This is a genomic window from Amycolatopsis sp. NPDC049868 (assembly GCF_044461365.1).
Taxonomy (GTDB): domain Bacteria; phylum Actinomycetota; class Actinomycetes; order Mycobacteriales; family Pseudonocardiaceae; genus Amycolatopsis.
This window is the reverse complement of record NZ_JBITKV010000016.1, coordinates 115,116-139,728: the sequence shown is the minus strand read 5'-3', so window position 1 is coordinate 139,728 and position 24,613 is coordinate 115,116. Positions and strand designations below refer to the sequence as shown.

Annotated in this window: 28 protein-coding genes; 16 read left to right on the top strand and 12 right to left on the bottom strand. The window is 68.5% G+C overall.

Annotation, left to right across the window (positions count from 1 at the left end; translation table 11 throughout):
- Positions 1-26: 26 nt before the first annotated feature.
- The 3 genes from frr (at position 27) to ACIBTM_RS40810 (ending at position 3,074) form a co-directional block, all read left to right on the top strand.
- Positions 27-584, top strand: a complete 558-nt coding sequence (gene frr / locus ACIBTM_RS40820; protein ID WP_038509892.1) for a ribosome recycling factor — start codon at positions 27-29, stop codon at positions 582-584.
- Positions 584-1,480, top strand: coding sequence for a phosphatidate cytidylyltransferase (locus ACIBTM_RS40815; protein WP_395882491.1), 897 nt, complete (start codon positions 584-586; stop codon positions 1,478-1,480). The genes frr and ACIBTM_RS40815 overlap by 1 nt, the downstream gene beginning before the upstream one ends.
- Positions 1,481-1,562: 82 nt before the next feature.
- Positions 1,563-3,074 carry a carboxylesterase/lipase family protein gene (locus ACIBTM_RS40810; protein ID WP_395882543.1) on the top strand — a complete coding sequence of 504 codons (1,512 nt, stop codon included), beginning with the start codon at positions 1,563-1,565 and terminating at the stop codon, positions 3,072-3,074.
- A gap of 40 nt (positions 3,075-3,114) precedes the next feature.
- Here the strand turns inward: ACIBTM_RS40810 and ACIBTM_RS40805 are convergent, their stop codons facing one another.
- The gene (locus tag ACIBTM_RS40805) at positions 3,115-3,960 is read right to left on the bottom strand and encodes a VOC family protein (RefSeq protein WP_395882490.1); all 846 of its coding nucleotides are present in this window, start codon (positions 3,958-3,960) and stop codon (positions 3,115-3,117) included.
- A 115-nt stretch (positions 3,961-4,075) separates the two neighbouring features.
- On the opposite strand from ACIBTM_RS40805, the gene ACIBTM_RS40800 reads away from it, so the two are divergent.
- The gene (locus ACIBTM_RS40800; protein WP_395882489.1) at positions 4,076-4,915 is read left to right on the top strand and encodes a class I SAM-dependent methyltransferase; all 840 of its coding nucleotides are present in this window, start codon (positions 4,076-4,078) and stop codon (positions 4,913-4,915) included.
- Here the strand turns inward: ACIBTM_RS40800 and ACIBTM_RS40795 are convergent.
- A complete protein-coding gene (locus ACIBTM_RS40795; RefSeq protein ID WP_395882488.1) occupies positions 4,861-5,472 on the bottom strand; it encodes a PadR family transcriptional regulator in 612 nt (203 codons plus the stop codon). The two genes, ACIBTM_RS40800 and ACIBTM_RS40795, sit on opposite strands and share 55 nt — an antisense overlap.
- 176 nt (positions 5,473-5,648) lie before the next feature.
- On the opposite strand from ACIBTM_RS40795, the gene rlmN reads away from it, so the two are divergent.
- Both rlmN and ACIBTM_RS40785 read left to right on the top strand, forming a co-directional pair.
- Positions 5,649-6,755 carry a 23S rRNA (adenine(2503)-C(2))-methyltransferase RlmN gene (rlmN, locus tag ACIBTM_RS40790; RefSeq protein WP_395882487.1) on the top strand — a complete coding sequence of 369 codons (1,107 nt, stop codon included), beginning with the start codon at positions 5,649-5,651 and terminating at the stop codon, positions 6,753-6,755.
- A 31-nt stretch (positions 6,756-6,786) separates the two neighbouring features.
- Positions 6,787-7,080: a hypothetical protein gene (locus ACIBTM_RS40785; protein ID WP_395882486.1), complete on the top strand. Its 294-nt coding sequence runs from the start codon at positions 6,787-6,789 to the stop codon at positions 7,078-7,080.
- 32 nt (positions 7,081-7,112) lie between these two features.
- Here ACIBTM_RS40785 and ACIBTM_RS40780 read toward each other — a convergent pair whose 3' ends face one another.
- Positions 7,113-7,697 (bottom strand): dihydrofolate reductase family protein, encoded by a 585-nt coding sequence (locus tag ACIBTM_RS40780; RefSeq protein ID WP_395882485.1) that lies wholly within the window; start codon positions 7,695-7,697, stop codon positions 7,113-7,115.
- Entirely contained in the window at positions 7,694-8,110 is a 417-nt protein-coding gene (locus tag ACIBTM_RS40775) for a polyketide cyclase (protein ID WP_395882484.1), read from the bottom strand. Before ACIBTM_RS40775 ends, ACIBTM_RS40780 begins: the two co-directional genes overlap by 4 nt.
- Before the next feature lie 173 nt (positions 8,111-8,283).
- Here ACIBTM_RS40775 and ACIBTM_RS40770 point away from each other — a divergent pair, with 173 nt between their 5' ends.
- Positions 8,284-8,694 carry a hypothetical protein gene (locus ACIBTM_RS40770; protein WP_395882483.1) on the top strand — a complete coding sequence of 137 codons (411 nt, stop codon included), beginning with the start codon at positions 8,284-8,286 and terminating at the stop codon, positions 8,692-8,694.
- Here ACIBTM_RS40770 and ACIBTM_RS40765 read toward each other — a convergent pair.
- Positions 8,691-9,455, bottom strand: coding sequence for an AraC family transcriptional regulator (locus ACIBTM_RS40765; protein ID WP_395882482.1), 765 nt, complete (start codon positions 9,453-9,455; stop codon positions 8,691-8,693). The genes ACIBTM_RS40770 and ACIBTM_RS40765 overlap by 4 nt on opposite strands.
- Positions 9,456-9,546: 91 nt before the next feature.
- Between ACIBTM_RS40765 and ACIBTM_RS40760 the strand changes: the two genes are divergently transcribed.
- The 6 genes from ACIBTM_RS40760 (at position 9,547) to ACIBTM_RS40735 (ending at position 15,947) form a co-directional block, all read left to right on the top strand.
- Entirely contained in the window at positions 9,547-10,350 is an 804-nt protein-coding gene (locus ACIBTM_RS40760) for a sulfite exporter TauE/SafE family protein (RefSeq protein ID WP_395882481.1), read from the top strand.
- 128 nt (positions 10,351-10,478) lie between these two features.
- Complete coding sequence (locus ACIBTM_RS40755) at positions 10,479-12,464, top strand: peptidase S8/S53 subtilisin kexin sedolisin (RefSeq protein WP_395882480.1); 1,986 nt, start codon at positions 10,479-10,481, stop codon at positions 12,462-12,464.
- Positions 12,465-12,544: 80 nt separating this feature from the next.
- A complete protein-coding gene (locus tag ACIBTM_RS40750) occupies positions 12,545-13,726 on the top strand; it encodes a cysteine desulfurase-like protein (RefSeq protein WP_395882479.1) in 1,182 nt (393 codons plus the stop codon).
- An 80-nt stretch (positions 13,727-13,806) separates the two neighbouring features.
- Positions 13,807-14,358, top strand: a complete 552-nt coding sequence (locus ACIBTM_RS40745) for a hypothetical protein (RefSeq protein ID WP_395882478.1) — start codon at positions 13,807-13,809, stop codon at positions 14,356-14,358.
- Positions 14,359-14,496: 138 nt separating this feature from the next.
- On the top strand, positions 14,497-15,324 hold the full coding sequence (locus ACIBTM_RS40740; RefSeq protein ID WP_395882477.1) for an acetylxylan esterase: 828 nt from the start codon (positions 14,497-14,499) through the stop codon (positions 15,322-15,324).
- 68 nt (positions 15,325-15,392) lie between these two features.
- Entirely contained in the window at positions 15,393-15,947 is a 555-nt protein-coding gene (locus tag ACIBTM_RS40735; protein WP_395882476.1) for a cysteine hydrolase family protein, read from the top strand.
- Between the two features lie 6 nt (positions 15,948-15,953).
- Here the strand turns inward: ACIBTM_RS40735 and ACIBTM_RS40730 are convergent, their stop codons facing one another.
- Positions 15,954-17,387: a SpoIIE family protein phosphatase gene (locus tag ACIBTM_RS40730; protein ID WP_395882542.1), complete on the bottom strand. Its 1,434-nt coding sequence runs from the start codon at positions 17,385-17,387 to the stop codon at positions 15,954-15,956.
- 272 nt (positions 17,388-17,659) lie between these two features.
- On the opposite strand from ACIBTM_RS40730, the gene ACIBTM_RS40725 reads away from it, so the two are divergent.
- Positions 17,660-18,484 (top strand): GAF and ANTAR domain-containing protein, encoded by an 825-nt coding sequence (locus ACIBTM_RS40725; protein WP_378368567.1) that lies wholly within the window; start codon positions 17,660-17,662, stop codon positions 18,482-18,484.
- Between the two features lie 28 nt (positions 18,485-18,512).
- Complete coding sequence (locus ACIBTM_RS40720; protein ID WP_395882475.1) at positions 18,513-19,376, top strand: alpha/beta fold hydrolase; 864 nt, start codon at positions 18,513-18,515, stop codon at positions 19,374-19,376.
- Between the two features lie 37 nt (positions 19,377-19,413).
- Here the strand turns inward: ACIBTM_RS40720 and ACIBTM_RS40715 are convergent, their stop codons facing one another.
- From ACIBTM_RS40715 to ACIBTM_RS40695, 5 genes are all read right to left on the bottom strand, one after another.
- Complete coding sequence (locus tag ACIBTM_RS40715) at positions 19,414-19,803, bottom strand: hypothetical protein (protein WP_395882474.1); 390 nt, start codon at positions 19,801-19,803, stop codon at positions 19,414-19,416.
- Positions 19,804-19,918: 115 nt separating this feature from the next.
- On the bottom strand, positions 19,919-21,454 hold the full coding sequence (locus ACIBTM_RS40710) for an alkaline phosphatase D family protein (protein WP_395882473.1): 1,536 nt from the start codon (positions 21,452-21,454) through the stop codon (positions 19,919-19,921).
- A gap of 83 nt (positions 21,455-21,537) precedes the next feature.
- Positions 21,538-22,500 (bottom strand): NAD(P)-dependent alcohol dehydrogenase, encoded by a 963-nt coding sequence (locus ACIBTM_RS40705; protein ID WP_395882472.1) that lies wholly within the window; start codon positions 22,498-22,500, stop codon positions 21,538-21,540.
- A gap of 14 nt (positions 22,501-22,514) precedes the next feature.
- Complete coding sequence (locus ACIBTM_RS40700) at positions 22,515-22,730, bottom strand: helix-turn-helix transcriptional regulator (protein ID WP_395882471.1); 216 nt, start codon at positions 22,728-22,730, stop codon at positions 22,515-22,517.
- Complete coding sequence (locus tag ACIBTM_RS40695; protein ID WP_395882470.1) at positions 22,724-23,152, bottom strand: hypothetical protein; 429 nt, start codon at positions 23,150-23,152, stop codon at positions 22,724-22,726. Before ACIBTM_RS40695 ends, ACIBTM_RS40700 begins: the two co-directional genes overlap by 7 nt.
- Positions 23,153-23,259: 107 nt before the next feature.
- Between ACIBTM_RS40695 and ACIBTM_RS40690 the strand changes: the two genes are divergently transcribed.
- Positions 23,260-24,156 (top strand): LLM class flavin-dependent oxidoreductase, encoded by an 897-nt coding sequence (locus ACIBTM_RS40690; protein WP_395882469.1) that lies wholly within the window; start codon positions 23,260-23,262, stop codon positions 24,154-24,156.
- 15 nt (positions 24,157-24,171) lie between these two features.
- On the opposite strand, the gene ACIBTM_RS40685 is transcribed toward ACIBTM_RS40690, so the two are convergent.
- Entirely contained in the window at positions 24,172-24,558 is a 387-nt protein-coding gene (locus tag ACIBTM_RS40685; RefSeq protein ID WP_395882468.1) for a MarR family winged helix-turn-helix transcriptional regulator, read from the bottom strand.
- Positions 24,559-24,613 lie beyond the last annotated feature (55 nt).

The window sequence follows — 24,613 nt, the reverse complement described above, 5'->3', positions numbered from 1 at the left end:
ACGCATACACAACAACGGGAGTTGCCGTGATCGACGAGACCCTCCTCGACGCCGAGGAGAAGATGGAAAAAGCGGTGTCCGTCGCCAAGGAGGACCTGTCGTCGGTACGCACCGGCCGGGCCCACCCCGGGATGTTCTCGCGCGTTGTCGTCGATTACTACGGCGCGCCGACCCCGCTGAACCAGCTGGCGGGCGTCAACATCCCCGAAGCCCGGATGGCGTTGATCAAGCCTTACGACCAGACCTCGCTCAACGCCATCGAGAAGGCGATCCGCGAGTCCGACCTCGGCGTGAACCCGAGCAACGACGGCAACGTGATCCGCATCGTCATCCCGCAGCTCACCGAAGAGCGCCGCAAGGAGATGGTGAAGGTCGCCAAGTCCAAGGGCGAGGACGCCCGCGTCTCGATCCGCAGCGTCCGCCGCAAGGCCAAGGAAGAACTCGACCGGATCAAGAAGGACGGCGAGGCGGGCGAGGACGAGGTCGTCCACGCCGAGAAGGAACTCCAGAACCTCACCGACACCTACACCCACAAGGTGGACGAGCTGGTGAAACACAAGGAAGCCGAGCTACTCGAGGTCTGATGAGCCAGGTGAGCGAGGAACGCGAGGACCGGGTGGACGTCCCGGAACCGGTTCCGGCGGAGAAGCCGGAACCGGTGCAGAAGGTTTCCCGCGCCGGCCGTAACCTGCCCGCCGCGATCGGGGTCGGGCTGCTGCTGGGCGCGGCGATCATCACGTCCCTGCTCACCGTGCGCTTTCTGTTCATCGGCATCATCGCCATCGCCATCGCGGTCGGCACGATCGAGCTGGCCGGGGCACTGAAGCGAGCGGCAGGCATCCGGATCGCGCTGGTCCCGGTGCTCGTCGGCGGTCAGGCGATGATCTGGCTCGCGTGGCCGTACGGCCGCGAAGGCGCGTTGACGGCGTTCGTGCTGACGGTGCTCGTCTGCCTGCTGTGGCGGTTGCCCGGCGGCGCGGACGGGTATCTGCGCGACATCAGCGCGTCGGTCTTCGCCGCCGCGTACATCCCGCTTTTCGGTGCTTTCGCCGCCATGCTCGTCCCGCCGGAGGACGGTGTCGGCCGGGTGCTGGCGTTCATGATCGGTGTCGTCGCCTCGGACACCGGTGGCTACATCGCCGGTGTGCTGGGTGGCAAACACCCGATGGCGCCCACCATCAGCCCGAAGAAGACCTGGGAAGGTTTCGCCGGTTCCCTCGTGGCCGGGGTGGTCGCCGGCGCGCTGACGCTGAGCCTCCTGATCGACGGCCACGCCTGGCAGGGTGTGCTCTTCGGGGCGGCGATCGTCTGCACGGCGACACTGGGCGATCTCGTCGAGTCGCTGATCAAACGCGACCTCGGGGTCAAGGACATGGGGAACATGCTGCCGGGGCACGGTGGCTTGATGGACCGGCTCGACTCCTTGCTTCCTTCGGCCGTCGTCTCCTGGTTGCTGCTCTCGGCGTTCGTCCCCGTTTAGCCGAACCTGTGTGACAAGCCCGGCGCGCCGGGCCAAGGTCGGGAATATGCGAACTCGACGGATGAGTAAGCGACTTCTGGCCATGGCACTGAGCGTGGTGACGCTCGGCGCCCTGACGACGACCGTGGCGGAGGCGGGCCAAAGCCCGGTCGTCCGCACGGATTCCGGTCTCGTGCGTGGTGTGAGCGCCGACGGATACCGGAGTTTTCAAGGCATTCCGTTCGCCGCGCCCCCGGTCGGCGACCTGCGCTGGACGCCGCCACGGAGACCCGAGCCGTGGTCCGCCGTGCGGGACGCGAGCAGACCGGGGCCTCGATGCGCGCAGGGCGCGGGACTCGGTTCCGCGCCGAGTGACGCCGAGGATTGCCTGTATCTCAACGTGATCAGCCCGGCCAAGCCGGCGCGCAAGCCGCGTCCGGTGCTGGTCTGGGTTCATGGTGGCAGCTTCATCTCCGGGGCGGGCAGCGACTACGACTTCAAGCGCATGGCCCTCGGTGGGGACGTCGTGGTGGTGACCGTGAACTACCGGCTGGGTGTGTTCGGCTTCTTCGGGCATCCGGAGTTAGGGCGCGACTCCGGCGTCTTCGGCCTTCAAGACCAGCAGGCCGCGCTTCGCTGGGTGCAGCGCAACGCGCATGCTTTCGGGGGAGATCCGCGGAATGTCACGCTGTTCGGTGAATCCGCCGGTGCGATGAGCACCTGCGCCCAGCTGACCTCGCCGTCGGCGGCGGGGCTGTTCCACCGCGCCATCATCCAGAGCGGTCCGTGCACGCTGACCTGGCCCGACGGTGGGTTCTTCCCCGGCGTCCCAGCGGGTTCGCCGTATCTGCCCCGCGCGGACGTCGAGGCGATGGGTGCCGACGCGACGAAGAAGCTCGGCTGCGCCGATGTCGGCTGTCTCCGGCGGCTTCCGGTCAAGGACCTGGTGAACCAGCCGTTCTCGACACCCGCGTTCGGCACCGGCCTGTTGCCGGAGCATCCGGCCGACGCGCTGAAGGCGGGTCACTTCGCCCGTGTGCCGGTGCTGACCGGGGTCACCAGGGACGAGGCGAGGCTCTTCGTCGCCTTGTTCCCCGGGCATCCGTTCACCGAGGAGCATTACCGGGAACTGCTGCGGACCGCGTTCGGCGAGAAGGCGCCGCTCGTCGCGGCCCGGTATCCGTCGGCGAAGCACGGCGGCCCGGCGATGGCGTTCGCGGACGCGATGACCGATCGGATCTGGGGTTGCCCGCAGGCGGGGACCGAGCGGTTGCTGCGTCAGCGCACGCGGACCTTCGGTTACGAGTTCGCCGATCGGGCCGCTCCGCCGCTTTTCCCCGCTCCTCCGGGAATGCGTCTCGGCGCTTCCCATGCCGCCGAATTGGCTTATTTGTCTGATTTTACCGAGCTTCCGGCTGAATTGACACCCGCCCAGCGAGAACTCGCGGCCCAAATGATTCGGTATTGGACCGCGTTCGCGCGCACTGGTGATCCGAACGGCGGGGAACTGCCGAAGTGGCGTCCGTCGCCGCGGACGCAGTCGCTGGCGCCTGGCGTGATCGGCCCGGTCGACCTCGAGGCCGTGCACGACTGCGGTTTCTGGGCCGGCCTCTGACGAAAGAGCCGGGACGACGGCGTCGTCCCGGCTCTTCGGCTCAGTCGTCGTAAGGATCGTCGACTTCGGCGGTGCCCCAGCCTTCGACGGCCCGGGAGTGGTCGATCACGGCGAAGACCGAACCGTCCGGGTCGGCGAGGATCGCCATCCGGCCGTACGGGGTGTCGTAGGGCTGGACCACGACGGCGCCGCCGAGCATCAAGGCCTGTCCGGCCGCGGCGTCCGCGCCACGAGCCGGGTCGAGGGCGAGGTAGACCATCCAGTGCGGGGGAGTGTCCGGCCGGTATTCCGAACCCATCACGTACCGGTACAGCACCGGTTCGTGCTCGATGAGCCATTCGGCGTAGTCGAGCGACGCGCCGTCGCCGATCTGATGGCTGGTGTAGTTGAAGAGGCGGCAGTAGAAGTGATCCGCCGCCGCGCCGTCGTGGGTGTTGAGGTCCGCGCCGCTGAAGGTATTCGGCACCCCTGTCGCGAATTCCCAAGTGGCGGGCGGCTCCCAGAAGACGACGTGCGCGCCGCAAGCGTCGATGGCGTGGAGGATGTTGCCGCGATGGGGGATCGCCATCGGTCCGAGCGTGACCCGGCCACCGAGACTGTCCACCCATTCGGCGGCGGCGGCCGCCTGGTGCACCGAGATGTGGACGTTCCAGCCGGACGGTCCCTCCGCGCCCGCTCGGTAGAGGCCGGCTGCCGGAACGTCGTTCAAGGTCGCGATCGAGTACCGGCCGGTCGGCGTCGCCGGATCACGCTGAACGGTGAACTCCCAGTCGAAAAGCCCGCTGTAGAAGGCTTGTGCGGCCGCTTCGTCTCTGCACGCGAGCTCGATCCAGCACGGGATTCCCGAAGGTATGACGGAAGTGTGGGCGGCCGAGCCGAGCGACATGCGGTTCTCCCTTACCGGTGGGAGTAAAGTCTAGTCGCTGACCGCATTGTTTCCGTTAAAGATTTCGACCCGGATACCCCGGAACCCGGCCCGGTGTCCCTGCGTTGGAGCTTCCGTGCGCTGGTTTCCCCGAGCCCTCTCCTCCTCCCGCCGTGGCGGCGAGGAAGTGCTGCCGAGTCCGAACATCTGGTATTACCAAAAGGCCTACGAGGTCGAGAACCGCGCGCAGGACGTCGACGACGAGATCTGGCAGGTGCTCGCCGGGGCTCGCGATTGGTCCGGGGCGGACGTCCTCGACATCGGCTGTGGTGACGGTTTCCACCTGCCGAGGTTCGCCGCGACGGCGCGGTCGGTGGTCGGCGTCGAACCCCATGAGCCGCTCGTCCGTGACGCGCGGAACCGGGTGGAGCGGCTGGCGAACGTCGAGGTGCGGCACGGGCGTGCGCAGCGCCTTCCCCTGCCGGACGCGGCTTTCGACGTCGTCCACGCCCGCACCGCGTACTTCTTCGGCCCCGGTTGTGAACCCGGTCTTCGCGAAGCGGAGCGGGTGCTGCGCCCGGGTGGGCTGATGATGATCGTGGATCTCGATGTGACGAGTGAGCCCTACGGCCGCTGGATGCGCCTGGATCTTCCGCACTACGACCCGCCCGGGGTCGAGAAGTTCTTCGCCCGTCAGGGATTCGACTGCCGCAAGGTGATGACGCGGTGGCTGTTCGAAGACGCCGCCGCGATGGAAGCGGTGCTGAAGATCGAGTTCAGCGCTCCGGTCGCGGCGAAGGCGATCGCGGAGGTCCGGCGCCTCAACGAGGTTTCGTCAGGCGCCGGGGAGAAGCAGGTGACGCTGCCGGTGGGCTATCGCGTGCATACGCGCGTCAAGCCCACCGGCCTCGTCGTGCCGGATCACTCCGTGTCCTCGTCCGGAGTCGTGTCCTCGGCCTCGCCGAGGATGCCGTAGATCGTCCGGCGTGCCTCGTTGAGCACGTCGACGGTGCGGGCCTGCTGGCTTTCACTGCCGGCGTGCATGACCTGCGCGACCGCCGCGGCCAGTGTCGCGCCCGCCTTGCGCAGGTTCACCTCGACCGGGTCGACGTCGTGGGCGATCTGCTCCCACGGCGGGACCGCGTCCTGCTGCTCGGCCGCGGTACGGCCGGATTCGGTGAGCTCGAACAGCTTCTTGCCGTTCTCGTCCTTGCTGATCACCAGGCCTTCGTCGGCCAGCATCTGCAGGGTCGGGTAGACCGAGCCCGGGCTCGGCTTCCAGAAGCCGCCGCTGCGTTCGCCGATCTCGCGGATGATCTCGTAGCCGTGCCTCGGCTGCTCGGAAAGCAGCGCCAGGATCGCGGCGCGGACGTCACCGCGTTTGCCGCGCCGCCCGCCGGGGCCGCCGCGACGGCCGTGCCGGTGCCGGTGGCCCGGTCCGCCCGGCCCCGGGGGGAAGTCGCCGAAGCCGCCGCGAGCCCAAGGTCCGAAGGCGGGCCGGCCGTGTTCTGGAGGGAAAGGTCGTCGTCGCATGATGTGAATCCTCTCTTCGTAATGTTCCGACCCATTCACGATATATCGGAAACGGTCGCCCGACAACCTCTTTCGTGTGAGTTGGCTCTCAGTGGCTTGTGGTGCCGTGATCCAGGGAACAGTGCTCCGGGGCGGCTCGGGTGCGCCGAAGGTGGACATGGGAGACTGGGTGGGCTATGACTGCCCTCCCTCTCGTCTTCGACGCGCCCAAGCGCGGCCTCCCGCCGCGCCACCTCGCCGATCTCACCGCCGCCGAGCGGGCCGCGGCCGTCGCCGAGCTGGGTGAGAAGCCGTTCCGCGCGAAACAGCTCTCGAACCACTACTTCTCGCGGCTCACGGTGAACCCGGAGGAGATGACCGACATCCCGGCGGCGTCACGGGAGAAGCTCGTCGACGATCTGATGCCGACGCTGCTCACCGAGATCAAGGCGCTCGCCTGCGACGACGGGACCACGCGCAAGACCTTGTGGCGCGCGCACGACGGGACGCTGCTGGAGAGCGTGCTGATGCGCTATCCGGACCGCGCGACCCTGTGCATTTCGAGCCAGGCGGGCTGCGGCATGGCGTGCCCCTTCTGTGCGACCGGCCAGGGCGGCCTCGACCGGAACCTGTCGACCGCGGAGATCGTCGACCAGGTCCGCTCCGCCGCCGCCGTGATGCGCGACGGTCAGATGCCCGGCGGCCCCGGCCGTCTCTCGAACATCGTCTTCATGGGCATGGGCGAGCCGCTCGCGAACTACAAGCGGGTGGTGGCGGCGGTCCGGCGGATCACCGATCCCTCGCCGGACGGGCTCGGTATCGGTCAGCGTTCGGTGACCGTGTCGACGGTGGGTCTCGCGCCGGCGATCCGGAAGCTGGCGGACGAGAAGATGCAGGTGCGCCTGGCGGTTTCGCTGCACACGCCGGACGACGAACTGCGGGACACGCTGGTGCCGGTGAACGAGCGCTGGTCGGTGGACGAGGTCCTGTCCGCGGCCCGGTACTACGCGGACACTTCCGGTCGCCGCGTGTCGATCGAGTACGCGCTGATCCGGGACGTCAACGATCAGCCTTGGCGTGCCGAGCTGCTGGCGAAGCGGCTTCGCCAGCACCTGGGCCAGCTGGTGCACGTGAACGTGATCCCGCTGAACCCGACGCCGGGAAGCAAGTGGGACGCCTCGCCGAAGCCGGTGGAGCGGGAGTTCGTCCGGCTGGTGAACGCGGGCGGAGTGGCGTGCACGGTGCGTGACACGCGTGGCCAGGAGATCGCGGCGGCGTGCGGTCAGCTCGCCGCCGAGAACTGAGTTTCCTTTCAGTGATGGAGATTTTGTCGTGATGTATGCCCCCAGCCTGTTGGATCCGGCTGCGGAGGAGCTGAAGCTCGCGGACGTGCTCGGCCATGGCGCGACCGGTGTCGCGCGCGAGGCCAGGACGTTGCTCGGTGAGCGGTTCAGCTCGGTGACCTTCATGTACGTCCTGATGCGGGCGTTCGAGGTGGAGTACATGGCGGCGCGGGACGCTTCGCGGTGGCACGAGTTCCACGGCGGGCCGTACGCGTTGTCGGACGCCGACCTCGAAGCCGTGCTGGCGCCCTGGCTCGGGACGACGGCCGCGTCGATCACCGCGTAGACCGGATCGACGCGACCGTCCTTTGTGGATTGTCAGCTCGATTCGTGCGGAGCGGGCCGGTAGACGAGCTCCTGGATCCGTCCGTCGAACGTCCGGCTCTCGAGCAGTTCGAGGTCGAAGTCGGCCGCACCCTGGAAGATCGAGGCTGCCCCGGTCCTTCCCGTGATCACCGGGAAGACCGTCACCTGGACGCGATCCACCAGGCCGGCGGCCATCAGCGCCCGGTTCATCGCCAGGCTGCCGTGCGAGCGCAGCGGTACCTCGGACACTTGTTTGAGCCGGGTGACGACGTCGACCGCGTCCCCGCTCACGATGGTCGCGTCCGGCCAGTCGATCGGCTCTCGCAGCGTTGTCGAGACCACTGTCGCCGGCAGGTGCTTCAGCCGGGAGACCCACGGGTCCAGCACCTCGATGTCCGGGATCTCCGCGTTGAGCATCTCCATGTTCGCCCGGAACGTGGTGGCTCCGAAGACCATCCGCTGCTCCTCGGAGTACAGGGCGAGTCGGTGTTCGAGGAATTCAGGGCCTTGCTTGCCCCAGTAGCCGCCCCAATCGCCGGTGTGGGAGCCGTAACCGTCGAGGCTGGAAAAGACGTCGAACGTGTAGGTCGCGGTCATGCTGCTCCTTCGGTGAGTTCTGCCAGGTGGTGCAGCGAGTTGGTGAGGTGTTCGGGGCCGAAAGGCGGGAACCGGATGTATTCGCGGATGTCCTGAGGCACGGCCGACCAGTCGTAGCTGAGCGTGACCTCGGTCCCGGACGAGCCGAGTGGTGCCAGGTCGTAGCGCCACATCCAGCCGCCGAACTCCACCCGGCCGTCGGCCTGTTCGGTTCCCGTCAGCCAGCCGATGGAGCGTGGTGGGTCGAGTACCTCGACCTTGTTGACCACGCGGTAGTCGCCGTCCGGGTGACTGGCGTGATACATGTCCATCCGGAACAACTGCCCGATCTCGGTCAGCCGCGCCCGGTCGGCGGGTTCCCGGACCCAGCCGGTCCCGTCGATCGCGACATGGGTCGCCGGGTCCGCCAGCACCGCGAAAACCCTGGTGGGGGGGGCACATCGACGGTCAGGGTGGCACTTACATTCTCTTCAGCCATGGTGGGCACGCTCCTTGTCGTCTCACCCTGGCTACGAACGGATTCGGCGCCGATCGACATCACCGGCGGAAAATTCGTCCCAGGACGGCGAAGTGGCAGGATGCGGGCGTGTATCGCCTGCAAGCCGTCATCGTCACCGAGTCCGCGCGGAGCCGTCTGCTCGATTCACTCGAAGGCGCAAGGCTCGTGCCGCTCGGACAGAACCTCTCGCTGATGCCGGTGACCGAGGCGCGGTTCGACATCGGGCCGCTCGCCGAATGCTCCGAGCATGGAGCCGTGGCGTACGTCGAAGCCGAGTACTTCGGCGGCGCCGGGACGCAATCCGCGCAGGTGTGGGAACGCGGCGAGACCGTCCTCGGCCCGCTGCACGTCGGCGAAGACGATCCCCGCCCGGCCGACGGCAGTCCGATCTCCCAGGCGCTTCGGCGTTTGGGCGTGCTCAAGGGCGACTACTTCGACGAGTTCGACGCCGTCGGGCTTGGCAGGTATCGCAACACCGACGACTGGCTGCCCGCTTAGGCGTCCTTGTAGTCTCGCGGCGCGGTGCCGAGAAGACGGGTGAACATCGTCGAGAACGCGGCGGGGCTCTCGTAGCCGATCGAGGCGGCGATCGCGGCGATGGGCAGGCCGTCCGACAGCAGTGACAGGGAATGCAGGACGCAGGCCCGCTGCCGCCAGCGAGCGAAACCCATCCCGGTTTCCGCGGTGAAGAGCCGGTTCAGCGTCCGCTCGCTCACATGCAGCCGCTTCGCCCAGGCGCTCGCCGGATCGTGGATGTCCGGAGCGTCCAAAAAGGACTCGCACAGGGCGCGCAGCCGTTCGTGCTTCGGCAGCGGGAGGTCGAGCCGGACCGGGGCGGACCGCCGGATCTCGTGCAGGGCCAGGCCGATGACCGCGGCATCCCTTCCTCGGGAGGTGTACAGATCCGGCACGCCGACGGCCTCGTTCAGAAGTTCACGGAGCAGCGCGGACACTTCGACGACCTGGCAGCGGCGCGGGAACCACGGCACCGCCTTCGGCTCGATGTACAGGCTCCTGGTGCTCACGGTCGTCGTGAAGACCTGATGGACGGTCTCCGGCGGGACGAGCACCGCGCGCCGGGTCGGGATGGTCCACGTGCCGTCGGCCGTTTCGACCCGCATCGATCCGGTCGCGCTGTAGAGGAACTGTGCCCGCCGGTGCCGGTGCGGCAGGATCCGGTGCCCCGGTGGGTAATCGGTGCGGATCGCCACCACCGCGCGGTCGAGGTGGTCGACCTCGTCGATGGGGATGTCACGCATCTCACCAAGGCTACGCCGGGTGTCCGATCGGCGAAAGAAACTGGCGGGCTTTCGAATGCCCGCCGCGCGGGCGAAGCCTACCGTCGAAGGAGTGCTGATCGAGATCTCGGTGCTCCTCGGGTTCGGTTGCCTGAGCGGCGTCACCACTGTCCTTTTCGGATTCGGCGGCGGATTCATCACCGTGCCCGTCGTCTACGCCTTCGCGCTCGCCGATCCGGGACACGCGCTGGGCGCCATGCACGTGGCGGTGGCCACGTCGACCGCGGTGATGGTGGTGAATGCCGGGAGCGCGACCCTCGCCCAGCTGCGGACAGGGCGGCTCCGCCGCGACTATCTGTGGCCGCTCATCGCCTTCATCGGCTTGGGCGCCGTGCTCGGATCCTTCGCCGCCACCGTGGCCGACGAGAGCGTCCTGCGCTGGCTCTTCGTCGCCTACCTCGCGCTGACCATCGCCGACAGCGTGGTCCGGAAGGGTTTCGTGAGCAGGCGGGACGACGACAGGCCGCGTGCTCTCGGCGGGATCACCACCACCGCGGGCGGGACCGGGATCGGCGCCGTGGCGAGCTTCCTCGGGGTCGGGGGCAGCGTTCTCACCGTGCCGCTCATGCGGCGCAAGGGACTGCCGATGGCCGACGCGACCGCGCTGGCGAACCCGCTGAGCCTGCCCGTGGCGGTGATCGGCACGGCCGTCTACGCCTTCGCGGCGACGGGCACGGCTTCGGGCTCCGCTCACCTCGGCTACGTCGACCTGGTGGCCGCGGGCGCGCTGCTGTGCGGGTCGCTGCCGACCATCGCCGTGACGCGCCGGGTGGTCGGCCGGATCCCGGACCGCGCGCACGCGATCGCGTACCTCGCCCTGCTCGCCGCCGCGCTGATCGCGATCGTCGTTCGCTAGTGATCGGATGAGTCCTGCAGTTGTCAAGCCCTTGACAAGGGATCACTGGCGTGGCAAGGGGTTATCGCCCGGCAAAGATCCGACGAATCCTCTATCCCTTTTCCGGATCTTGCGCCAAGATCTCCCGCATGAAACTGAGATCGATCACCAAACGCATGTTCGTTCTCGGGCTGCTGACGGTTCTCGGCACCACCGGGGCGACGTCGGTGGCCACCGCCGAACCCCAGTCACCGCCCACGGACGTCAACGCGACCGGGATGCCGCGCGGCGGCTGGGAACCGGTCGGCCCGAACAGCATCGGCGGGCTGCTCGCCGTTTCGCCCGCCGGGCTGGCGATGATGCAGCCCGGTCCGCCCGCCCTGTGGCTCTCCGGCGACCGCGGCGCCTCGTGGACCGTGCGCCGCGAACTGCCGCAAGACACCGCCATCCAGGGATTCTTCGTCGATCCGGCGAACCCGGACCGGATGCTCGCGGTGGGCAACAAACCTGCGGGCATCCTCGGCGAATGGCGCGGCATGCTGGTGCGGACCACCGACCGCGGCCAGACGTGGGAGACCCTGCGCGAGTGGTACCCCGACGGCGCGTTCGGCATGGCCACGGACCCGACGGGCCGGGTGATCGTGGTGCAGAACCTCGATTCGCTGAGCGTCAGCACCGACGGTGGTGACCACTGGAACGACGTGCCGAGGACCTGGCCGCGCGAGGGGAACGCCGCACCGGTCGGCGCGCTCAAACTCACGATGGCCGGCGACGACGCCTACTTCGCGACGGTCCACCCGGAGTACGCGCTGTGGGCGGTCCGCGGGGTCAGTGGCAAGGAACCGCGGGCCGAACTGGTCTACCGGGCCAACGGCGAGATCAACCAGGTCGCTTCGGACGGCAAGCGATTCGTGGTCACGGTCGGCCCCGAACTGCACGGCTCCACCGACGGCGGCAAGACCTGGACGGTGCTGCGCCGCGATCCCGGCGAGCAGACCCTGCGCGAACCGCGCTTCGTCGGCGGGCGTCTGTACGTGTCGACGTATAACGACATAGACGTCAGCGCGGACTTCGGCCGCACCTGGTCCCGCAAACCGGTCCCCGCGCCGGGCGAAGGCGTCAGCGACATGATCGACCTCCCCTCCGGACCGGGCAAACCCGCCACCACGCTGATCTCCTCGCTCTACCGAGGCGTGTACGCGGACGAGGGCAAGCGGGGCTACCAGCAGATCGGGGTCCCCGGCGAATCCATCCGCGACCTCGTGACCACCGGCAACCTCCTGCGCGAGAGCGTCGTCGCGGCGGGCGTGCAGGAGATCTACAACACTCCGCTCCCGCGCGGCAAGGTGGCCGCGACGGACCGGGTCTGGCAGTCGCACCCGACCGACCGGCTGCACGAGGACGCTCGTCTGTCCGTCTCGCCGGGCCGTCCGGACGTCGTCTGGCAGGTCACCCGGAACGGGTTCGCGCTCGACGTGCTCCGCAGCGGTGACGGCGGGCGGACCTGGGAATTCGCGGCGAAGGCGAAGGAAGGCCTCCCCAGGACGATCTTCGCTCATCCGGCCGACCCGGACCGGCTGCTCGTCTCGGCCTTCGCGCCCAGTGGCTACGTGCTCTACCGCAGCGACGACGCCGGGAAGACCTGGGAAAAGCTCGCGACCGACAACGGCTTCATCACGTTCGCCGGTGATCCGTGGAACCCGAACCGCGTCTGGGGCGGCGACTCCAACGGCCTGTCCCGGTCGGACGACGGCGGCAAGACCTGGACCCACGTCACGAGCGAACCGGTCAGTTCGATCTCGGTCAGCCGATGGGGTGGCGGGCGCGTGCTCATCGGCGGCGCGGGCATCCACCTGAGCGAGGACGGCGGCCGGACGTTCCGCCGGGTTCACGACGGCGAAGCTCCCCAGGAGATCGGCCGGATCCTGCCGCATCCGTTCGACTTCCGGGTGTGGTTCGCGAGCAACGCGACCGGGGGCGGCGTGCTGCGCAGCACGGACTTCGGCCGCACCTGGTCACCCGTGCCCGGCGCACTGCCCGATCCCAGGGTGCTCTCGCTGGCGGTCAGCGCGGACGGCCGGTATCTGTTCGCCGGCACCGCGCAGTCCGGCGCGTACCGCTTGACGTTGTACTGAGCCTAAGACGCTTCGTGGCCGGAGCAAGTTCCGGCCACGAAGCGTTTACGCGTTCCTCGCCGGATGTCAGAGTCGGGGACATGGCCATCGACGTCGCCGCTCTCCGGCTCCATTTCCCCTCCCTCGCCGACGGAACCGCCTTCTTCGACGGGCCCGCGGGCACCCAGACACCCCGGCCCGTCGCCGACGCCATCGCCGGGACGCTGACCCGTCCGTTGTCGAACCGGGGCGGGGTCAGCCCGTCCGAACTCAACGCGGAGAACGCCGTCTCGGGCTTCCGTGCCGCCTTCGCCGACTTCCTCGGCGTGCCGGCCGAAGGCGTCGTCCACGGCCGTAGCGCCACCCAGCTGACGTACGACTTTTCCCGGCACCTGGCCAAAAGCTGGCGTGAGGGTGACGAGATCGTCGTCAGCCGTCTCGATCACGACGCCAACGTCCGGCCGTGGGTCCAGGCCGCCGGACGAGCCGGGATGACCGTCCGATGGCTCGACATCGACCCCGAAACCACGGAACTCGACCTCGATTCCCTCGTCCTCACCGAACGGACGAGGCTGGTCGCGGTCACGGCGGCCTCGAACGTCCTCGGCACCAAGCCGCCGATCCGCCGGATCGCCGATCTCGCCCACGACGCCGGGGCGCTGGTGTTCGTGGACGGAGTGCACTACGCCGCCCACGAACCGGTGGACGTGCCCGCGCTCGGAGCGGATTTCTTCGTCTGCTCGCCGTACAAATTCCTCGGCCCGCACTGCGGGGTGCTCGGCGCGTCGCCCGCCCTGCTCGAAACCGTCGAGCCGGACAAGCTCATGCCGTCGCCCGACACCGTTCCCGAGCGCTTCGAGTTCGGCACGCTGCCCTACGAGATACTCGCGGGCGCGACGGCGGCGGTGGACTTCCTCGCCGCGCTGGATCCCGGTGCGGGCCGGTCGCGACGAGAACGGCTCGCGAACTCGATGAACTCGTTGCGCGAGCAGGAAAGCGCGTTGCGCACCAGGCTGGAGAAAGGACTGGGCGACGCCGTCACCGTCCACTGCAAGGCGGCGGACCGGACCCCGACCGTCCTGATGAGCCTCGGCGGCCGCGAGCGTGAGGCGCAACGGCGTCTCGCCGAAAGGAACGTCGTCGCCCCGGCGGGATCCTTCTACGCCTACGAAGTCTTCGCGGCCTTGAAACTGGAGGATCCGGCGCTCCGGGTCGGGCTGGCACCGTACACCAGTACCGACGACGTCGACAGGTTGCTGGACGGGCTTTCGACGTTCGGGTGAAGGCCACTGTGGACAGTCGGGCGTAACTCGAACAGGTTGGATTTCCACGCCGTCACCGGGAGCCGTACTACCGTTCGACAATGATCGACAACGGGAGGTTCGCGATGCGTTTCCGGTCGGTGGCCGCTTCTGTTCTTCTCGGTTGCGCGCTGTGCGTGGCGCCCGCGGCACTCGGGGCGGGGGCCTCGTCGCTCGCGATCCAGCCCTGTCCCGAGGTCAACGATCCGCCCGACTACAAGATCTCGAACGGTGCCAAGGCCTGGATGAAGACGAATCTGCGCAGCGACTACCTGCGCGGGCCGGGCACGATCACCTACAACAAGACGACGACGTCCTCGGTCAACGCCTCCATCACCGGCACGACCAGCGCGGAGGCGGGCGTCATCTTCGCGAAGGCGAGCGTCTCGCTGGCGGTGAGCGTCGGCGCGAGCTACTCGAAGGCCGACTCCTGGTCCTACGCCGCGACCGTGCCCGCGGGGAAGACCTTGCGGCTGCAGCAGTACAAGGAAGGCCGCTCCTTCACCGTGCAGAAGTACCGGATCGTCCCGCCCTGCAAGGTGAAGTACCTCTGGAAGAAGAACGCCGTCGCACCGGTGAAGAGCCCGAGCTATCTGTGGCAGCTCGTCGGCTGACCCTGGCTTTGGGGCCGATCACAAGACTCCTTCGCCCGATCTTGTGATCGGCCCCATGGACGTACGGTGACCGTACCGACACCCTGAGAAGGAACGCCGTGGGCAACGGGGCCCTGGCGGAACGGGACGGTGACCATCATGGGGAGACTTCGTGCACGGACACTGATCGCCGGGATGGTCGCGCTCGCGACCGTCGGCCTCGCGCCCGCCGCGACGGCCGCGACCGGCATCGACACCCGGTGGAGCGAACCAGGCCCCTACGCGGTGACCGTCGAGGCCCTCGACAGCGCCCACACCGTGTACCGGCCTTCGCGGCTGGAGAGGCATCCGGTGATCCTGTGGGGTAACGGGACCGGTGCGAACCCGAAGATCTATGACGGCCTGCTGCGGCATCTGGCCTCCCACGGGTTCGTCGTCGCGGCCGCCGACACACCGAACGCCGGTTCAGGGCAGGAGATGCTGGCCGGAGCCACGACCTTGATCGCCGAGAACTCCCGTCCCGGCAGTCGCTACGAAGGGAAGATCGACACCGCGCATATCGGCGCCACCGGCCATTCCCAGGGCGGGGGCGGAGCGATCGCCGCCGGTGCCGACTCCCGAATCACCACCACGATCCCGATCGAGCCGGGACCGCTGGGCTCCGTCACGGCGCTGAAGGGCCCTTCGTTCTTCCTCGGCGGCCAGTTCGACACCATCGTCATCCCCGGGCTGCTGGTCGTCCCGCGATACCGCCTCGCGGACCAGATCCCCGCGATCTACGGCGAACTCGGCGGGGCGACCCACTTCACGCCCGTCGGCGACGGAGGCGGGTTCCGCGGCGCGATCACGGCGTGGTTCCGGTTCTGGCTTTCCGGCGACGAGCGGGCCCGCGCGGAGTTCTTCGGCCCGTCCTGCGGATTGTGCCGTGACGGCGCGTGGTCCGATGTCCAGCGCAACGCGAAGGCCCTGGCCGTTCCGGGGGCTTGATCGCCGGTTCTTGTCGGTGGTCCGGGCTAGGGTCCGCCTCAGGAGTCCGACCTGGAGGGATACCTGTCATGACCACTCTCGCCAACCGGCCGAACACGGCGCTCCTCGTCGTCGACGTCCAGAACGCCGTCGTCGACGACGGATACGAGCGCGACGCCGTGGTCGCGAAGATCGGCGGTCTCGTCGGCAGGGCACGGCGGGAAGGCGTCCCGGTCGTGTGGGTGCAGCATTCCGACGACGAGCTGGTGCGAGGGAGCGAGGAATGGCGGATCGTCGGCGAGCTGGACCGGGAGGAAGCCGAGCCGGTCGTCGAAAAGTCCTACGGTGACTCGTTCGAGGACACCGATCTGGAGAAGGTGCTGGCCGAACGCGGTGTCGGACGGCTCGTGGTCGTCGGGGCCGAGACCGACGTCTGCATCCGTTCGACGCTGCACGGCGCCATCGTCCGCGGGTACGACGCGACGCTGGTCGGCGACGCGCACACGACCGTGGACAAGTCGGCGGGCGGGGGAATCACCCCGGAACAGGTCATCGCACACACGAACCGTTACTGGCGGTTTCACGCCGCGCCCGGCCGGAAGGGAGGGACGGTGATGACCGAAGACGTCGATTTCGGCGGCTGAGCCGCTTTACGGCGTTCCTGGCCAGTGGGCGAGCAGCAATCCGGCATCGCCGGCGAACTTGTTGTGGCAGTGGGACTTCGCCGCCTGCAGCACGCGACGGGCGACTTCGGGTGGTACGTGCTTGGCGTTGGCGTCCAGGCATCCCCCGAATGAGAACCGCGCGCCGTCGGCGGATCGCGCTTCCGCGAGGCCTTCGGTGTGCAGGACGAGGAGATCTCCGGGCCGGAGGCGGGCGGCCGAGACCCGGCCGGGTGTCCCGGCGCCGAACGGCGATCGCCGCGTACTGTCCACTGTGGTCGGTCCAGGGCCGCTGCCGAGCACGAGCGGCGCTTCGCCGCCCGCTTCGAGATGGCGCAGGTCCCCGCGGGCGAGATCCACTTCGGCGAGGGTGCCACGGACTTTCGCACCGGCACCGAACTGCGCCGAAAGCGCTTTGTCGACAGCGCTCTCCTGGCCGTGCAGGCCTTTGCCCTCGCGGCGGGCCGACCGGTAAGCCGCGAGTGCCGCCGCCACCATCAGGCCCGCGGACTCGGTGTCCCGGCCCGCGTCGAAGATCGCCAGCCACGCCGTCGTTTCGGAAAGGGCGTAGTCGAAAGTGACGCCGCGAACGTCGTAGGCGGGCTCGACGCCGCCTGCCACCACGACGTCGCGCGTCGCCGCCGTCAACGGGGGCAGGTGCTGCCAGAGCAGCTCGGCGGTGGGGCCGCGGCGTCGACGGCGGCGCGTCATGTCGAGGCCGTCGCCGTAGCGCATCGCGGCGGCGATGAGGTGGCCGGACAGCGACGCGAGCCAGTGGCACTGCGTGCGCAGCGCGGGGTCGTTGAGGTCGGTCTCCGCACCGGCTTCGACCTCGAGCACGCCCATGCGCTCGTCGCCGTCCAGCAGCGTCGTCCACAACCGCGGCCCGGCGGGGTCTTCGGCCAGCATGGTGCCCGCGTGCCGGTACGCCCGCCCGGCGGTGCTGCTTTCGATGGCCAGCGGGACCCGGCCGGGCGGCTGATCGGGAAACGGGATGAGCCGGTGCTGGTCGTAGTCGGCGAGATAGACGGCGATCCGTAGGTCCAGCGCGCGCCCGGCGGCGGCGATGACCTCGGGCAGCCGCTCCGGGGCGACCCGGTGGGCGCCGTCGAGCAGGCCCACTAGCGCGGCTAGGGGGCCGCGAGGCCGGATGTCCTCGCTGGTGTCGCGGCTGTACGGTGCCCGGCGTACGCCGGAGATCTCGTCGAGGCGTTCGTTGACCGCGTGGGCCACCATGTCCCGCTGGATTCTGGGCAGGGGGAGCAGTCCCTGCAGGAACGCCTCCAGTTCGACGTCGCTGACGTCACCGCCGAGCGCGAAGTACCTCAGCCACAGCTGCTCCACCGTGAGACCGGTGCGCGCGAAGCAGGCCGCGATGATCCGTCGCTGCTCCTCGGCCTGGATCGAGGACACAGTGACCACCCCCGGGGTTCTCGGCGACACGGCGCCCGGATACCAACGAGGACGCCGGATGAAACATGACCGAGAGGGGCCGAACGTGGGTCGCGGTAGGCGGGGTGATCGCATTCGGCTAAAGTCGGCTTCCGAAAGCGGTTCTGAGCGTTGAGAAGTTAGCGCCGATCCGCCGGTAACCGGGTTGGTTGCGGCGGTTGATGGTGCGCGCTCGGCGCCGGTTCCCGCCGGTGGCTCCCGTGGTGCATCACGCCGATGTGCAGCAGTGGGAGAGGCGGGCTTTGGACGATGAAATCGACTGGCAGCGGGACAAGAACCGATTCGTCGAGGATGTCGGCGACGGCGAACTGCCGGTGACCTCTGAAAACGGCGCCCGGCTCCTCGCCGGGCCACTGGTCAACCAGTTCGTGTCCCTGACCAGGGCGTTGCTGGATTCCGGTTCGATCGCGGCGGTACTCGAACGAGTGGTCTTCGCGACGCGTGATCTGGTGCCGGGTGCGGATCTGGTCAGCGTCACCCTCCTCGATCCCGACGGGGGATTCCACACGCCGGTGGGCACCGACGAGATCGCCGGCGAACTGGATCAGCTGCAATATCAGTACGGCGAGGGTGCCTGTGTCGAAGCGGCCCGGGTTTCCGGGCCGGCGGCGGCCTTCAGTGACAACCTCGCTGAAGACGCTCGTTGGCCGCGCTTCGGCCCTGCCGCCGCGGCGCTCGGGTTCCACTCGCTGGTCTCGACGGCCTTGCTGCCGGAGGCGTCGAGTTCGCAGCTTTCCGGCGCGTTGAACGTCTACTCGCGCCGCCCGCACGGCATCGCCAGGGCCGACCGCGACGTGCTGCTTCTTCTGGCGACGCACGCATCGCTGGCTTTGGCGACGACGCACGCGGTCACGCGCGGTCAGCTCCAGGAGGAGCAGCTCCAGCAGGCGCTGGACAGCAGGGACGCGATCGGGCAGGCCAAGGGCATCCTGATGGCGCGGCGAGGGATCGACGCCGCGGAGGCGTTCGAGGTGCTGCGGCATACGTCGCAGAACATGAACGTCAAACTCCGGGAACTGGCGGAGATGCTGTCCAAACGGCATACGGAACTGCAATTGCCCGACTGAGCGGGGCGGCGCAACTACGATCGCGATCATGGGTTTCGGTGAGCTGGAGTTGTCGCGGACGTTCGAGTGGCGTGGCCGTTCGGTGGCGTGGGAGCGCCTCGGCGAAGGCGCCCCGGTGGTGCTGTGCCACGGGACACCGTGGTCGGCGCAACTGTGGGCGCCTTTCGCGCGAGCGCTCAGCGAGGAGTTCGCCGTCCACGTCTGGGACATGCCCGGATACGGCAGTTCGTCGAAGGATTCCGGCCACGCCGTCGATCTCGGCACGCAGGGCGAGCTTTTCGCCGACCTGCTCACGTATTGGGGGCTGACCGCCCCGCACGTGATCGCCCACGACTACGGCGGGGCCGTTTCGCTGCGCGCGAAGCTGCTGCACGGTGCGGAGTACGCCTCGCTCGCGCTGGTGGACGTCGTCGCGCTGCGCCCTTGGGGTTCGGAGTTCTTCCGGCTCGTCGCCGAGAACGCCGAGGTCTTCCAGGCTCAGCCTCCGATGGTGCACAAGGGCGCGCTCGAGTCCTACATCGGGACGGCCTCCCATCGGGGTCTCACCGGCGCGCAACTGGCCACGCTGACCGGGCCTTGGCTGGACGAGGCGGGACAACGCGCCTTCTATCGGCAGATCGCGGAGGCGGACGTCCGGTACACCGACGAGATCCAGGACCGCTATCCGGAGCTCGCCTTGCCGGTGAAGGTGATCTGGGGAGCGGACGACACCTGGATCCCGGTGGACCGCGCGGAGCAGCTCGCCGACGCGATTCCCGGTGCCCTCCTCGACGTCATTCCCGATGCCGGGCATCTGATCCAGTACGACGCGCCGGTCGAACTGGCCTTTTCCCTGCACCGGTGGCTCACCGCGGAAGTGGGCCGGTGGGGACCAGCCGGGAGCGGACGCTGAAAGGCGCCGTCAAGATCGACATCGTCTCATTCGGATATTAGAAGTCGTCTACGTGATATCCGGCCACGTAGGCGCCCGAAAGCAACGCGCCGTGACATTCCGCCGTCGAGGGGCCGAAACCGAGCGGTACCCAATGTCCGACGGTGTACCAAAAGGAAGATCCGGACGCGCAGTGGGCGACCACCCGATAGGTTTCCGAGTGCCTCGGCAGCGAGAAGCAGGTCATCGAAATGCCCTCACCGAAGAGGATTCCGTAGCGATTGCTGTCGCATGCGTAAGGCGGGAACTGGCCTTCGGTCGCCGCGGCGGCCGGCGAGGCGGCGAGGAAACCGGCCGCCGAAAAGGCGGCCATGACTAAAGCGGCGATTTTCTTCTTCATTGTTTCTCCCGCGTCTGGTTCCCAGTGGAAAGTCCAGATTAGCCGCACGGAAGAATTGTCGTGAATTCATCGGGCAGGTGAAACGAGAACGCGTGCGGTGAACCGCACTGCTCCGAAAGAGCGTCGCCCGCCCCTCTTCTGAGTTCCCGGCGCCCCTTTTGGCCTAGCGGCGCCGGTACTGTGCCGGAGACGTGCTGGTGGACCGGTCCTCATAGGATCCGGGCCTGCCGCGGTCGACGTGGAACGTCGTCAGGGTGCTCACCGGGGAACGCGGGTCGCGCCGGTCGCCGATCACCCGCATGTGCGTGCTCCAGCGGCGCGGGGTGACCTCGTAGACGTCGTAGCCGTACCGGTCGCCTTCGAAGTACTTGAGGTGCGGGTTCGCCGCGCCCATCTTCGGTCCGTTCGTGGCGTTCCACTCGGGGGAGTAGGCGCCGGAGGAGATCGAATGCGCGGTGAACTCCGTGCCGATCACCGGGGTGGCCGGATCCGCGAAGTCCGCGCGGATGTCGTCGACGAACGCGGAATGCCAGTCGCCGGTGATCACCACGAGGTCTTCGAGGCCGCTCTGCGCCACGTGGGTCAGCACCTCCTTGCGTTCGGCGAGGAAGCCGTCCCACTGGTCGGTGAACATGTAGCCGCCGTCGGGTTTCGCCAGCTGGCTCAGCATGATCGAGTTCACCCAGCAGTGCCAAGCCTCGCCCGCACCGGTCACCTGGTCCTTGAGCCATGCCTTCTGGTCCGCGCCGAGGATCGTGCCGTCGGGCAGGTTCTGCGCCGACCGGTACTGCCGAAGGTCCAAAATGGACAGATCGAGGAGATCGCCCCAGTGGCGCTGCCGGTGGATCCTCGGCGTCGAGGGGTGATCCGGGCGCACCGGCATATGCTCGAACCAGGCCTGATACGCCGCCGAGCGCCGCGCCCGCAACGACGGGGTGGTGCCGCTGTAGTCGTTGACGACCTCGTGATCGTCCCAGGTGATGAACCAGGGGTGGGCCGCGTGGGCGTCCCGCAACGACGGGTCGGATTTGTAGAGCGCGTGCCGCCGCCGGTACGCCGGCAGGGTCAGCACCTCAGGACCTTCGTGGTCACGCAGCGGGTTGCCGCCGACCTGACCGTGCTCGTAGACGTAGTCGCCGAGGTGGACGACGAAATCCAGCTCCTCCCGGGCGATCCCGGCGTGTGCCGCGTAGAACCCGTCGTGGAACGCCTGGCAGTTCGCCGAGGCGAACCGCACCCGCCGGACCGGCCCGACCGGCGCGGTGCGGGTGCGGCCGACCCGGCTGACCTTGCCGAGCGCGTGGAAGCGGTAGTAGTACTGCGAGCCAGGCTCCAGCCCGGACACCGGGACGTGCACGCTGTGTCCGAGCCCTGCGGTGGCCGCCGTCGTCCCGCGTGCCACGCGGCGGCGGAACCCGCGATCGGTGGCCACCTCCCAGCCGACCTCGACGGTGTCGTCCAGCGGCTGCTCGAACTCCATCGGCTTCGGCGCGAGCCTGGTCCAGAGGGCGACGCCGTACGGGACCGGGTCGCCGGACGCGACGCCGAGCGTGAACGGCGCCTCGTCCCAGGTCGCGCCCAAGGCGACGGCGGCCTCCTCGGCCTGCGCGACCGTCATCCGCGAACTCAACGGCCAGGCCAGCCCCAGCGCACCGGCGGTGGCGGCGCCTCGCAACAGATCCCGGCGGTTGACGGACATCGGTGGTCTCCTCGGCGTTCGGCGGATCGCTCTCCGACACCGAACACCGCCGAGATGACCGGAGATCGACGTGGGGGAGAACATCAGACGGTGATGACGACCTTGCCGCTCGTATGTCCTGCCCGCACGTAGCGAACGGCTTCGGGTACCTCGGCCAGCGAGTAGGCCCGGTCGATGACCGGCGTGAGTTTTCCCGCCTCGATGAGTGCGCGCAGCGTCTGCAGATCGTCCTGATTTTCCGTGGACAGCAGGGCGCGGAGCTTCTGCTTCACGAATGGCCCGAGAACCAGCGCCCGCAGGGTGCGGCCCACCGCGCCGATCCATTTCCCCTCGGTCTCGCCGCCGACGATGACGAGAGTGCCTCGCGGAGTGAGAGACTTCCGCAGCGCGGTCAGCGACCGGTTGCCGGCGGTGTCGACGATGAGGTCGTAGCCGCCTCCGAAGTCCTCGCGGGTGTAGTCGAAGACCCGGGCCGCGCCGAGCGAGCGCACCAGATCGACCTTGCCCGTGCCGCAGACGCCGTCCACCTCGGCGCCGAACGCCTTGGCGATCTGCACCGCGAAGGTGCCCACGCCGCCGCCCGCGCCGATGACCAGGACCTTCTGCCGGGGAGCGACCCGGCCCCTGTCCCGGAGTGCTTGGAGCGCGGTGAAAGCGGAGATGGGCACGGCCGCCGCTTCGTCGAAGCCGAGCCGCTCGGGTTTACGGGCAATACTGTCCACTGTGGTCAGTGCGTACTCGGCGAAAGATCCCTGACAGGTACCGAAAACCTCGTCGCCGGGGCGGAATCGTGTCACCTCGCCGCCGACGGCGTGCACGACACCGGCGAAATCCATCCCGCGAACGCGGGTCTTCGGTCTCCGTACCCCGAAACCCATCAGCCGCACCAGATACGGCGAGCCCTCCATGAGGTGCCAGACGCCGGGATCGACCCCCGCCGCCCGGATCCGGACGACCACACCGTCCGGCCCCGCTTCCGGTTCGGGCAGATCGGCGGGCTTCAGGACGTCGGCGTTGCCGTACTCGTTCTGGACGATCGCCTTCATGGCGGCCTCTTTTCCTAGTCTGGGTACTGGAAAACGTCGTCGAGCCCGACGCCGAACACCCGGGCTATCCGAAACGCCATTTCGAGCGACGGCGAGTAGCGGCCTTGCTCGATCGCGATGACCGTCTGGCGCGTGACGCCGACCCGGTCCGCGAGTTCGGCTTGGGTCATCTCGCCCTTCATGAAGCGCAGGGCGCGGATGGAGTTCGTGACCTTGGTCGGTTTCACCATGCCTGGAAGCCCCAGCGGTACGCGGCGATCTTCGCGATCGAACCGAGCAGGGACGAGCAGACGAAGGCGAGGTAGACGGTGTTGGCGATCCAGAAGTGGTCCAGCTCCGCCATCGCCATGACGAGCGCCGCGACGCCGCCGATCACGACGAACGACTGTCCGACGTAGTCGCTGAACCGGCCGATCTCGCGGTCTCGCTGGTCTTTGCGGTCGTCGTCGCGCGGCGAGGCGATCGTCACGGCGATGTACAGCACGATCGTGGCCGCGATGGCCGCCCCGATCGTCCACAGCAACGTCGCCACGTAGGGGACGTCGACGAGCGGGCCGGAGCCTGCCCGGCCGAGGATGACGATCAGATACGCCACGTAGGCGCCGATCGTGACCACCACCGTGATCCATGCGCGTTTCTCTTCCAGTGCCACGAAACCCAAGGTAAAGAGTTCTAGACATCATGTCAAACATTCTTTACTTCGACACGATAACTAGTTCGTGATACAAATAGTACGTATTACGAACTTAAGGAGTGGTCATGGCACTGTTCGGATTCGGCCTCGAAACCGGCGTCGGCGAGGTGGAAGATCTTCTGCGGCACGCCGAACAGGCCGACCGCGCGGGACTCGACCTGGTCAGCTTGTCCGATCACCCGTACTTCGCCGACCGGTTGGACGCTTACGCGGCGCTGGGCGTGATCCTCGGCAGGACGTCGCGCGTGACGGCCGCCGTCAACGTCACCAACCTGCCGAGCCGTCCCGCGCCGATGCTGGCGAGGACGATCACGTCACTTTCGGCGCTCTCGGGCGGTCGCGTCGCGCTCGGGGTCGGTGCGGGCGGGCTCTGGCGGGAGATCGCCAAACTCGGGGTGGAGCACCGGACGCCCGCCGAGGCGGTCCGGGCGATGGGCGAGGCGATCACCCTGATCAAGGCGCTTTCCGGAGGCGGGGCGCCGGTGACGTTCGAGGGGGAGTTCTACTCCGTCGACGGTTTGGTGCCGGCGGCCGCGGCCGCGCCTCCGGTCTGGACGGGGGCGGTCGGGCCCAAATCCCTCGCGGTGACCGGGAAACTGGCCGACGGCTGGATCCCGGGGCATGCCGCGGACTGGCTCAGTCCGCGGTTCGCCGAATCCCGGCCGGTGATCGACCAGGCGGCCGTCGACGCGGGCCGGGACCCCGGTGAGATCGCGACCATCTACAACTTCCCTGGCCGCATAACGGAAAACCCGGTGGCGTCCCCGCGTGACGGCGACGGGCGCTGGATCGGTGGCTCGCCGGAACAGTGGGCCGAGGAACTGGTCGCGGCGGTGCGCGACCACGGCGCGGCGGGGTTCATCTACTTCCCGGTCGAGGACGGGACTTCCACGGACAGCGCGCTCGGCCGATGGGGGAACGAGGTCGTCCCCGCGGTTCGCGAGGAGCTGGCCCGGGGCTGACCGGCCGGTCTGGCTTCAGGCGTTGACGGTGAGGGTTTCTTCGAGGGTCGCCCGGTGCGTCGGCTTCGCCGCTTCGTAGCGGCGACGACCCTCGTCGGTCACGACGACGAAGATCCCGCGCCGGTCCGACTCGCAGAGCGCGCGCTGGACGAGGCCCTCGCGCTCGAGACGGGCGACGAGCCGTGACGTGGCGCTCTGGCTCAGGTGCACGACCTCGGTCAGATCGGCCGCGCGGCACTTGCCGACCGCGCACGTCACCAGTCGTTCCAGGGCTTCGAACTCGGTGACACCGAGCCCGTGGCGCTCCTGAAGCCGGCACTCGAGCAGGCCGAAGACCGCCGCGTGCCGGGCGGACAGGTCGTGCCACTCCCGCAGCAGGTCTTCTTCGGCGACGTCGCTCACGCGGCCCAAGATAGCATGCACATGGATTTTATGCAAAGTCATTTAATGCACTTGC